This window comes from Stenoxybacter acetivorans DSM 19021 (assembly GCF_000745895.1).
Lineage (GTDB): Bacteria > Pseudomonadota > Gammaproteobacteria > Burkholderiales > Neisseriaceae > Stenoxybacter > Stenoxybacter acetivorans.
The window spans coordinates 15,852-27,148 of sequence record NZ_JQKE01000011.1; the positions used below are offsets into that span (position 1 = coordinate 15,852).

The 11,297-nt window shown below is 49.6% G+C and carries 7 protein-coding genes; all 7 read right to left on the reverse strand.

Translation table 11 applies throughout. The features are described from left to right. Positions 1-111 precede the first annotated feature (111 nt). The 7 genes from Q384_RS01320 to Q384_RS12850 are packed head-to-tail and all read right to left on the reverse strand — an operon-like array spanning position 112 to position 11,148. Positions 112-3,207, reverse strand: coding sequence for a type III restriction-modification system endonuclease (locus Q384_RS01320; protein WP_037585478.1), 3,096 nt, complete (start codon positions 3,205-3,207; stop codon positions 112-114). Continuing rightward, entirely contained in the window at positions 3,204-4,298 is a 1,095-nt protein-coding gene (locus tag Q384_RS01325; RefSeq protein ID WP_037585479.1) for a virulence RhuM family protein, read from the reverse strand. Before Q384_RS01325 ends, Q384_RS01320 begins: the two co-directional genes overlap by 4 nt. After that, positions 4,298-6,208, reverse strand: a complete 1,911-nt coding sequence (locus Q384_RS01330; protein ID WP_211251063.1) for a site-specific DNA-methyltransferase — start codon at positions 6,206-6,208, stop codon at positions 4,298-4,300. The genes Q384_RS01325 and Q384_RS01330 overlap by 1 nt, the downstream gene beginning before the upstream one ends. Then, entirely contained in the window at positions 6,201-7,100 is a 900-nt protein-coding gene (locus Q384_RS01335) for a toll/interleukin-1 receptor domain-containing protein (protein ID WP_051940247.1), read from the reverse strand. The genes Q384_RS01330 and Q384_RS01335 overlap by 8 nt, the downstream gene beginning before the upstream one ends. Then, on the reverse strand, positions 7,100-7,708 hold the full coding sequence (locus Q384_RS01340; protein ID WP_037585516.1) for a DUF4391 domain-containing protein: 609 nt from the start codon (positions 7,706-7,708) through the stop codon (positions 7,100-7,102). Before Q384_RS01340 ends, Q384_RS01335 begins: the two co-directional genes overlap by 1 nt. A 13-nt stretch (positions 7,709-7,721) precedes the next feature. Further along, positions 7,722-10,955: a helicase-related protein gene (locus Q384_RS01345; protein ID WP_037585481.1), complete on the reverse strand. Its 3,234-nt coding sequence runs from the start codon at positions 10,953-10,955 to the stop codon at positions 7,722-7,724. 31 nt (positions 10,956-10,986) lie between these two features. Then, positions 10,987-11,148, reverse strand: coding sequence for an excisionase family DNA-binding protein (locus tag Q384_RS12850; RefSeq protein ID WP_156956388.1), 162 nt, complete (start codon positions 11,146-11,148; stop codon positions 10,987-10,989). Between the last annotated feature and the right edge of the window lie 149 nt (positions 11,149-11,297).

Here is an 11,297-nt window from a genome sequence, read left to right on the forward strand (position 1 = left end):
TTAAATAAAGGAACTTATCTTTGCTTGCCTCTTAGTCAAATCACTATTTCGCGTGTCGCGAAGCTCCGCGATTATTGCGGTTTCATCGTCTGGTGTTTCTCCCGGTTACAATTACAGCGTTTCCATTACAGTGAGCAGGCTTTGGTAGCTGTCCACATCGTGGTACTTCACGCCGGTTGTGGAAATCTCGTTAAACAGCTTCTTGGCGCAGGCTATTTTTGCCTGCTCAATCGGGCGCAGTTCGAGACTGTCCATCGTGCCTTTGGTCTCGGCGATGAAGAAGATGTGCTTTACAGCGCCCTTCTTGAATGAAATCGCCCAGTCCGGGGAATAATTGCCAACAGGCGTCGGGATATAAAAGCCGCGCAGTCCCCTCGGCAGTTTGGCGTAGACAATCACTTCATCGGCTACGTCCAAGTCAGCCACAAAGCAACGCTCAATGCTGTCGGCGGCAGAGCCGTCGGTAAATACATAATCCTGAATGGCGCGTTTCGCCTTGAAAGCCTTTGCGTATTCATCGGAGGCACGGCTCATATTGAAAATGTCCTGCGAGTATGGTTCTTCCGCGCTTGGGGCGTAGGTGATATGTTCCACGACCACGGAGGCTTTCTGCCTGTTGATGATAACGATGACCTTGGCGATGAATTCTTCCGGGTTCTCGCGGAACAGCCAGAGCTTTTCCCTCTTGATGCCATCGAGGATTGCCGTAACCGTTCGGCGGGTAAGACTTGTGCCTTCGGCAATCTTGCCGATGATGTCGTAAGCCGCAAGACCGCCGTGTGCGCGGTCGAGCCTCTTTGTTTCGGTGCACTCCACATTGAAGTCCATGCCTTCCTGCGACCCTTTTGTGAGGGTGTATGACAAGCGGGCAACGTTCAATTCCGCGTCAATGGCGGCTATTGCCTTGCTTTTCAGCTCATCGCCATTGAATTCCACGGTGTAGGCATATCGCTTGTTTATCCGTTCCCACAAGTCCTTGAACGCCGCCCAGTTTTCGTTCAGCGGGTTGTCCTTAATTTTTGTGTCGTGACCGTTGCCCGCCATATCACTTAGAATAGACGGATTAAATATAGCTTGAACTAATTTATGGATGTTCTCGGCAAGCGGAGCGAGTTCATCATCAAATGGTTCAAGATTGCCATTTGCGGCTGCATTCCGATATGTGTCTGTAACTTCGCCCGCTTTCGTAACATAATTATTAGAGCGGAGATACACGAATATTTCCTGTGCTTCTGTCTTCGAAATTGTACTCAATTGACCGTTCGCCAATATGACCGGCCTGCCACTGAAATAATCCACGCTCGCCTTGGTCGGGCGCTCGTAAAGGTCGGACTTTATCTCTTTCTGCAAGCCGGCGACGAAGTCCGAGTAGCTTTCGCTTGCGACAACCGTCAGCATATTGATGCTCTGCACGAGCGTCTCTCCACAGACCTCCAAATCCTGACGAACGCCATCACTGTTCACGCACAGACGCAAACCGCGCCCCACTTCCTGACGTTTCGCCGTGGCGTTGTCCGAGTGCTTCAACGTGCAAATCTGGAACACGTTGGGGTTGTCCCAGCCCTCACGCAAAGCGGAGTGGGAGAAGATAAAGCGCGTCGGTTCCTCAAACGACAGCAAAACTTCTTTCCGTTTAAGGATTAGGTCGTAAGCCGAAATGTCATCGGATTCATCAGAACCGCGCTTAACCGCGCTGTTTACGGCGCGGCCTTTTTTGTCTATGGAGAAATAGCCTCTGTGTGTTTCGGCGGTGTCGATGCCGCGCAGATAGGCTTGATATGCCGTTGGGAATAGCGTGAGCCGCTCGTTCAGGGCGGCGTTGTATTCTTCTTCAAAGATACGTCCATACTCGCCGAGGATTTCCTCTCCGTCGTCACCATACTGGCGGTACTTCGCCACCTCGTTGATAAAGAACAGCGACAGGCATTTTATGCCCTGCTCGAACAGCTTCTCTTCTTTATCAAAATGGGAGTTGATGGTCTCGCGGATTTGGATTCGGCGAATATCATCCTCATTCACGTTGCCGCTGGCTTCGCCCGTCGTCAGTGTGTCGCCGTTGCTGAATGTGATGGTCGCCCGTATCGGGTCGATGTCGGCAACGGAGATGCCTTTGTATTCCTCTAAACCCTTGGAGGCGGTATAGAGGCTGTCGCCCACTTCAAGCAGGTGTGTTTCGCGTTTCGGCGAACCCGTCTTGCGGCTGACCTCAAATTCCAGTCGGGCGCGGGGCGGTTTCTTAGGGGCAATAACCACGGCGGCAAGATACATATAGCGGTTCGTGCCGCCGAGATTTTTCAGCTCAAAACCCTTGACCTCAATCTTTTTGACCAGCTTCTTTTTGAAAGCGTCAAGCGCATCAAGGACATAGACAAGGTTGTGGCTTGTTCTGTGCGTTGCCGAATAATTCAGGGAGAACAGTGGCGCGAAGTTCTTTTTAAGAGCGTTTTGCGTAGCCGTGCCGCCCATTTTTTGCGGCTCGTCGAGTATGATAATCGGGCGGTTCGCCTTGATAACATCAATCGGGCGGCGGCTGCCAAACTCGTCGCGTTCGGTGTAGATGATACGTGCCGCCTCGTTGCCGCTTCTGCCCGCAACATTCTTGCCCTCGTTCATCGTGGTGTTGAACGCCTGCGTATTGATAATCATCACGTTGATTCCGCTGTTCTGCGAAAACTCGTCTAATTGGTGCAAATTCGAGGAGTTGTAGATAAAGTGCCGCGCTTTCAATCCGTAAATCTGCATAAAATGGTCTTCGAGCATTTCAAACGATTTCTTCACACCCTCGCGGATGGCGATGCTCGGCACGACCACGATAAACTTGCCCCATCCGTAAACCTTGTGAAGTTCAAACATCGTTTTGATGTAGACGTATGTCTTGCCGGTGCCTGTTTCCATCTCAACGTCAAGCGACACCGCGCCAAGCCCGTCGGACAATCCGTCGGAATACTTGATGTTATTTGCTGTCTGTACTGCACGAATATTCGTGAGAAGCTGTTCTTTTGACAGCGCTACATCGGCGTTGCGGTAGGCGGTTTCAAATTCAGAGTCGTCTGTCGGGTCGAACAGCGAAATTGGCATATCTTTGATTATCACGCCCACATCGCGGCGGTACTTGGATTCGCCGACGTTCGGCTGACCCGCAAACACACGCACGACGCTTTCGGCGGCTTCGGTTTGAAACGCTTGTATCTTGAACTGAAACTTCACGATTTCTCACCTCCGCTTATCTGTTCGGCAGAAATTATCTGCCGAATTTGCTCTGCGTTTTGCTCAAGCCCGACAAAGCGGTCAAAGTCGCTTTCAAACAGGCGGTCTTGGATAATGCGGTACTTTTCAAATTCGGTCAGCGCGTGCAACTTGGCAATCTCCGCCGACACTTTACCCGCGTCTTTCAGCAGACCGTACTCGAACATTTCAATAAAGCGGTTCAGACGCGTTTCCCAATCCGCCATAGTCATCGGAATGTTACGAAGCGCCATACTTTCGCCGAAGTCGATATACGCCGACACCATACGTTCCATCTGTTCAAGTTCAAACTCGGAGAGGTAATTTTTGGCGATAATAACATCCGCCTTGTGGATTTTCCCGCTTGGCGCGTCCTCCCAAGTAGCCAAGCCCATATGCGGCTTTTCGGCACTAGCGCGGAGAACAATCACCTCAGCCGCCGTCTGACCGTGAATGGCGAAGTGCATTTTATTCTGCACCGTGGCGAAGAACCGCCGCGTTGCCGCCGCCGTTTTGTCGTAGTCCAGCGCGGTGGCGTACAGGTCGGTTATTTTTTGATAGAATTTCCGCTCCGACATCCGTATCTCACGGATTTTTTCAAGTTGCCGCTCAAAATATTCTTTCGTCAGAACCGAACCGCCGCTTTTCAGGCGCGGGACGTCCATAACCCACCCTTGAATCGTGTAGTCCTTGACGATTGCGTTCGCCCATTTCCTAAACTGCACGGCGCGTTCGTTGTTCACCTTAAACCCGACCCCGATAATCATTTGCAGATTATAATGTTCGATCTCACGGGAAACCTCGCGCCCGCCCTCGTTTTGAACGATAAAGTATTTCTTTATAGTTGCCTCGCGGGCAAGTTCGCTGTCGGCAAAAATTTTCTTGATATGCTGTCCGATATTCTGCACGGTAACGTCATACAGAGTCGCCATCATCTTCTGCGTCAGCCAGATATTCTCGTCCTGATAGCGCATTTCCACGCTTTCCGCATCGTCGCCCGTCGCCGCGATAAACGTCAGATACTCCGCCGCAGAAGAGCGAATTGTGATTTCGTCCTTTCTCTTCTTCGCCATTACAGCACCTTCCTGATCGTGTTTGGGCTGTAGGTGTTGAACACCTGCTCGAAATTGACCAGCGCTGAGTCGGAGACAAAACTGCTGTCGCGGAAAACGGCGTAGTAGGGCTTCTGCTTGGCAATTTCCGTAATCAGATTGGTATCAACCCGCTTGAAGCAGGCGATAAGGTAGTTGTCGTTGACGTAGTAAACATCGCCGTCTTGCGTGATTTTCGCCGACAGCGGTATACCGAGGTCAAGCATCACTTGAAACAGTAAATCTTCGCCTGTGCGGTCTTCCTTGATGTTGTCCGCCAAGCCGTCAAAGCTGAAGTTAATCTGCGCGTATTCATCGGGCGTGTAGTACACGTCTTTCATGTTCGTGCTGTCAAGTTTTAGGACGCGGAAGCCCGTATCTAACCGCGAACCACACGAAAAGCGCGAAAAAGAATCCGATTCATCTTTTTTCGCGTTTTTCGCGGTTAATTCCCCAAGGATTTTCGCCCCGGCGCGGCGTATACGCTCTTTGCCGATTTCGCAAATGTTTTTATATCCTGCTTTTGCCGCTTCGGATTTTTCGTCACAGACTTCGGGCAATTGCACCATAATAAACTTGCGCTTACTGCCGTCCTCGGCGTTGAGCTGCATCACCGCGTGCGCGGTTGTGGCAGAACCAGAGAAGAAGTCGAGGATTATGTCGCCAGATTTAGTTGCAATTTCAAGCATTCGCTTTAACAAAAGTACAGGTTTTGGCGTGTCAAAAACTTTTGAAGTGAAAAGTTCTTTAACTTCCCTATTCGCATCATCTGTATTGCCTGCGAACTCATAATCCCAAAAATTTATAGGCGTCATTCCTTCGCGTGCTTCAGACAGAAAACGCTTTATGCTGGGAACGGTTGCATTCCCTTCTTTTCCCCACCATACAACATCATCCCTGACATATTGCTCAAAAACCTCCTTTGAACTTCGCCACGCTTTTTGTTTTGGTGTAATTACTTCCCCAGTAAAAGGGTTCGTAATTTCGTAGCACAAGTTAGGTCTTTGTTGCGGACTTGCTTGACTTGAAAAAGGCATTGCTTTCCAAGCACCACGAGAGTCATTATCTGGGTTCGAGTATCTTGCATCTGCTTCTTCAGTTCGCGCCATTAGATTTGGCATAAATTCATTTTTTGAATACACAATTATATGTTCTGTGACATTTGTAAACCCATCTGTGTTATTGCTTCTCGTGTATCTTTTTTGCCATTCAATGCAAGTAACAAAATTCCCGCTCCCAAACACCTCATTGCAAACTTTCTTCAAGTTTTCTACTTCATTGTCGTCAATGCTGATAAATATCACGCCATCCTCCGTCAGCAAATCCCGCGCAACGCGCAGACGCGGGTAAATCATATTCAGCCAGTCGGTGTGGAAACGCCCGTTGCTGTCGAGGTTTTTCACAAGGCGGTTTCCCTGTTCGTCATAGTCGCCGCTCCGCTCGGCATATTCGGCGGCACTCTCCGAAAAATCGTCCTCATACACAAAATCGTTGCCCGTGTTATACGGCGGATCGATGTATATCATTTTCACGCGGTTCAAGTACGTTTCGCGCAGCAGTTTCAGCACGTCAAGGTTGTCCCCTTCTATGTAGAGGTTCTCGGTATTGCCGAAGTCCACGCTCTCCTCACGGCACGGGCGCAAAGCGGCGGCAATCGGCGCGTTGGCAAGCAGCACGCTCTTGCGCTTGTCCGGCCAAGTGAACTGGTAGCGTTCTTCGCGTCCCTCAATGACGTGGACGTTGATTTCCTGCGTTAGCACGTCTTTGTCGATGGCACGGACGACCGCGCCGTTTTCGTCAATCGTCTCGGTTACAGCGTTCGGGAACAAGGCGGCAAGCGCGGCGAAGTTCGCCTCCGTGAGGGACGGGGTGTGCATTTTCAATTTATCCATTTGTGGTCTCCTCCAATTCTTCCGTTGCTTCTTCAATCTCAACGGGAGGTAATAAGCTAATCAATTCGATAGCAATTTCCTCAGCTGAAAGCGTCGCTGTGTTTAGGGCTTTGCGACCCGCCAAAGGTGGACTGAAAGTCTGAACCTCGTCCTTTGTTATCTTGTGCCATATCGGAAGTATAGTCTTGCCTCCCGTCATTTCTCGCTGAAACAAGCCATCAAGTTCATACTGTGTCCAGCCTTTTCGTATGAAGTCATTTGACAGAATGACTATCCCGAACCTTGACTTCCGTAAGCCTTCATCTATTTTAGAGCGGAGACTGTCGCCCCACTTTATACTCATCGCATCATACCAAACCTTAACGCCACGCGAGTCAAGTTCCTGATACAGATCATCAACGAAACTCTCTTTGTCCTCGGAAGCGTGGGAGATGAAAACATCATATTCTTCTTCGGCTGTTGCCGCATAAAGATGTTGTTGCAGTTGAGTGACTGCTTGTGCTTGAATTTGCCCAGTCAACTCGTCAATCCGTTGTTCATAATTTTGTTGCAGGACAACTTGGGCTTTATCGTTCTTTTTGCGCTCTGCCACTTCTTCCTTTTGAAGTTTAACTTGCGCTTCTGCTCGTTTTTTACGCTTGTCTGCAATTTTCTTGTCTATGTCTGCTCTTGCGTTCACGGCTCTAATTGCATCGGTGTTGAATTTCTCAATCCGGGATTGCTTTGACTTGATAGTTGCCAATGAAGCATTCTTTGGAGTGCCTTTTGCCACGCGCGCCGCACTGCTCCGAGCCATCGCTTCTTTTTTTGAATAATCGGCAGACTTCTTCTCAAGTAACACAATATCCTTATCAAGCTGATTTATCGTTTTGCGTGTTTGTTCAGCACTCATTATAATTCCTCCAATTCGGCTTTCAGCCGTTTGATTTCTTCGGCAAGCTCCCACTTCTTGCGGGGCTGGCGTTCGGTCATTGCTTGCTTTTCAAGGGCGGCTATCTGCTTTTGCAGTTTCTCTCGGCGGTCGTTCTCGGCAATGGTTGCGTCGAGGTCTTTTCCGCCTGTAAGGTCGATACCGCCTATCTGGGCAACGAGGTTCGCCCACACCGCTCCGAGGTCAAGCCCGCTGAGGTTCAGATTCCAGCTCGTGAGCGGCTTGCTCTCGGAAACCAGTACTTTGTCCGCTCGGTAAACAGCGAGCCTTGCAGTTTCGCCTGATTGAAGCACAAACAACATACGCTGGGCAATCAGCTTCGACAAGAGTGCGATGTTCTTCTTGTCGCACTGGTTGGTTTTCAACATCACCAGAACGACATACACCGCCGAAACGTCCGCGCTTGCCTTTATTGATACTGTTTGCGGCGAAATTTCCGCGACGATTGACATTCGGTTTATCTGCTCGTCAAAAAGCCTGCGGTCGCCGGGTGATGGCTTAAACCTGTCGAATATCGCCTTCTTGGGCAAGGCTTTGGATAGCTCGGTCGTCTTGGGCAGTCCTAACATAATAAGCATCACCTTACTTTACGGTCACGAAGCAGATCAGTTCAAAATCATCCAAACCGTCAATCGTATTCGCGGCAAGAGAAATCTGCTTGCCCGAGAGGAAACTATCGATGGAGTCGTCCTCGTTCAAATCCACGATGGAATTCACGGCAAAGCAGAGCAGGTCGGAGTAATGCCGCATTTTCTTTCCATCTTTTGTCTCGGCGTTAAACTGCCTGCACAGTTCGTCAAGCGGCTTGTCCTTGCCTTTACAAAGCTGCCTGAGAGAATCGAGCAGTTTCTTGGGTTGTAGGTGGTCAATGTAAACTGTCGGTTCTTCGCCTGAGCTTTCGTCGCTGAGATACACCATATAGAACGGGTGCAGTTGGTTCTGGTTTTGGACGTTTATTTTGGTGTTGCGGTTTTTCAGTATGAATATCGTGCCACGTGGTGAGTCTTCATTGCCATCGGCCACCGCGTGAAGCCCAAATGGTATGCCGTCCAGTTCTCCGTGGTGCTTGACGTATTCAAGCAGGTCGAGCCGAAACTCATTCAGCCCCAAGTCCATAATGGAAACGCCTGACTGCATTTCCTCTATGTCCACGACTTCGTCTTGCAGCTTCTCAAGTTGTGCTTTGCGGTATTCAAGGTCGCCTTGTTCTTCGGGGGCAATGGGGTTGTCGTCACCCGTAGCGGTCATAACGGAAGCCTTCATTCGGGTTTCTACGCGCCCTTTGAGTTCAAGGTATTTGTCAAGGTCAATGTTCGGCCAGAAATTAACAAGTTGAATCTTGTCATTATGGCTGCCGATACGGTCAATACGCCCGAACCGTTGGATAATCCGCACGGGATTCCAATGTATGTCGTAGTTCACGCAATAATCGCAATCTTGCAGGTTCTGTCCCTCCGAGATGCAGTCCGTGGCAATCAGGATGTCAATTTCGGCGGGGTTGTCCGGCATCAGCAGTTCCTTGTCTTTGGAGCGCGGCGAGAACAGCGTCAGGATTGTGTTCATATCGGCGCGTTTCAGCTTGACGGTCGTCCTGCCGTCGGTGGTGCCGGTTATCATTGCCGCGTCAACACCGAACCGACCCGCGAGATTGACGTAGAGATAATCCACCGTATCAGAGAACGCAGAGAAAACAAGCACTTTTTTGTTGTAATCATTGATTGGCTCATGGATTTTATTGTCAATCAGCGTTATAAGCTCTTGCAGCTTGGTGTCGTGTTCGGGCGTGATGTCCTCAATCAGCACGGATAATAGCTCGAGGATTTCGGAGTCCTCGGTGAGTTTTTCTCGCCACGATACATAGTCCATATCCGCAAGGTCAATGTCGAGCTTCTTGCCCATGTTTTCAAAGTAATCGGTGTTTTGGTCATCGCCGTCAAAATCGTCTTCCGAAAACTCCTGCGTATTGATTATCCGCTGTGTACCGTTCACATAAGCGTTGATGTCGCTAATTGTGCCGTTTATCAAAGCCCTCACGCGCTCCAGTGTGATGCGGAACGAATAAACCGAACTTTCAAGCCGTTTCAAGAGATTGATGCACATCAGGCGGCGGATGCCGCTTTCGCGCCCAGCTCGGTCTATGTTCTTGCTTGGATCTACATACTTCGCACGGCGGCTCTCCAAAAGAAAATCGGTCGGGGTATAGATTCCAAGATTCAGCTTCATTAACCGGTCATAAATATCGTCGTAGTCAATCGCCGATTCAAGGTTGGTCATCCTCGGACGGAGGGTAATGGGTTTCAGCCGTTCAGGGAATTTGCCAATCTCGGCGGTGTTGTAATACTTTTCAATGTGCTTGTGGGAGCGGGCTATCGTTACGCTGTCGAGCATCGTAAAGAAGTCGAAGTCGAGAGAGCGGAGCAAATTCTCGGTCGTGCGCTCTTCCTGCTCACACTTGCTCCACCTGTTGAAAGCAGTTTGGGCGTTGCGGAAGATAACGTCAATCGACTTCGTTGTATCAAGTTTGTCGTTTATCAGCGTTGGGTTACCCTCGTAGGCAAGTTCAAGCTGATGCCGCAGGTCTGAAAACCCATTGTTCACGGGCGTAGCTGAAAGCATAAGAACTTTGGTCTTTACACCTTTGCGGATAACCTTGTTCAGCAGTTGGAGGTAGCGATTCTCGCGCTTATCGTCGCCGCGCCTCGAATAGTCGCCGCCGTTGCGGAAGTTATGGCTTTCATCGATAACAACAAGGTCGTAGTTACCCCAGTTCAGCTTTGCAAGGTCAATTGCACCGGACGAACCGTATTCCCTCGACAAATCGGTATGGTAAAGCACGTCATACCGCAGGCGGTCAGCCGCTATCGGGTTGTTCAGGTAGTTTTCCTTAAAGGTGTGCCAGTTGTCACCCAGTTTTTTCGGGCAAAGCACAAGAACCATTCGATTGCGGAGCTCGTAATACTTAATAACCGACAACGCGGTGAAAGTTTTGCCTAACCCAACGCTGTCGGCGAGTATGCAACCGTTGAATTTTTCGAGTTTATTGATAATCGCAAGCGTGGCATCTTTTTGGAAGTCGTACAGCTTGTTCCATATCTTGGTTTCCTTAAAGCCCGTCGCCTCGTTCGGCAATACATCCTCGGAGATGCTCTCCAAGAACTCGTTGAAGATATTGTACAGAGCAACGAAATACATGAACTCAGGCGAGTTCTCATTATAGGCGGCGGTGATGCCGTTGATGACCTGCTCGGTTACATCGGAAAGAATGGTCTTGTCGCCCCACACCATATTGAAACTGTCAAGGAACTGACGGCTTTCGGAATGGGCAAACTTAATCGTTTGGACGGCGATATTGTTCCCTCGTTCACAACCGAGGTCGGCGGTGGTAAAACCGTTCATTGGCGTGTATGAGTAGCCCCCGCCCTCTTGTTGTATATCAAGGAACGTGTTTATTACGCCATTGGTGAAATTGGAGCGGAAACGCACCTTTTTGCGGATCCATTCGGCACACTCGTGGGCAATCGCCTTTTGGGTCAACTCGTTACGAAGTTTAACTTCAAACTCCGTGCCGTAAAGGGAACGCTCGCGATTAAGACGCGGTATGTAGAACTCCCGTCTTTCTTTCGGGGCTTTTTCTTGCAGAAATGTCGGTGAAGTGAAAATAAAGCGCAGCTCGGCAACTCCGTCAAGCTGATTCTTGAGGGTTTGATAGGCATAGATAGAGAAACACGCCGCCGCGATTGACAGCTTGTCGCCTTTTGCGATTGTAGCCGCAAGGTCATCCCTTACAGTCTTATTTACATTGTCGAATACCTGCATGTCCTCACTCCATGTGCGTATAACGCGTTAATCAAAACTTTTGTTGACGTCGGCACTTCTGCCGCTCCCGAACCCACTCATCAACCTCAGACACCTTGAAGCACCATAACTTCCCGATTTTGTGGGCGGGGATTTCGCCTTTCCTAATCCATATCCGAATAGTATCTTTGTGTACCTGAGTGCACTCCGCGATTTCTTCTAGTCTTGATCATTTTTCGTTTTCCGTTGTCATAGGCATTAAGCCCTCTTTCTCATATAGAAGGGCATAATTTTATATGAAAGTTAAGCCTTATATATGGTTTGGTGTACCGGAGTGCGATGAGCGCAAAACCGAGAATCCTG

Excerpts from the sequence above, each read along its gene's own strand:
- Q384_RS01345 (WP_037585481.1), bottom strand. The coding sequence starts at position 10,955 with ATGCAGGTATTCGACAATGTAAATAAGACTGTAAGGGATGACCTTGCG.
- Q384_RS01330 (WP_211251063.1), bottom strand. The coding sequence starts at position 6,208 with ATGGATAAATTGAAAATGCACACCCCGTCCCTCACGGAGGCGAACTTC.
- Q384_RS01325 (WP_037585479.1), bottom strand. The coding sequence starts at position 4,298 with ATGGCGAAGAAGAGAAAGGACGAAATCACAATTCGCTCTTCTGCGGCG.
- Q384_RS01335 (WP_051940247.1), bottom strand. The coding sequence starts at position 7,100 with ATGAGTGCTGAACAAACACGCAAAACGATAAATCAGCTTGATAAGGAT.
- Q384_RS01340 (WP_037585516.1), bottom strand. The coding sequence starts at position 7,708 with ATGTTAGGACTGCCCAAGACGACCGAGCTATCCAAAGCCTTGCCCAAG.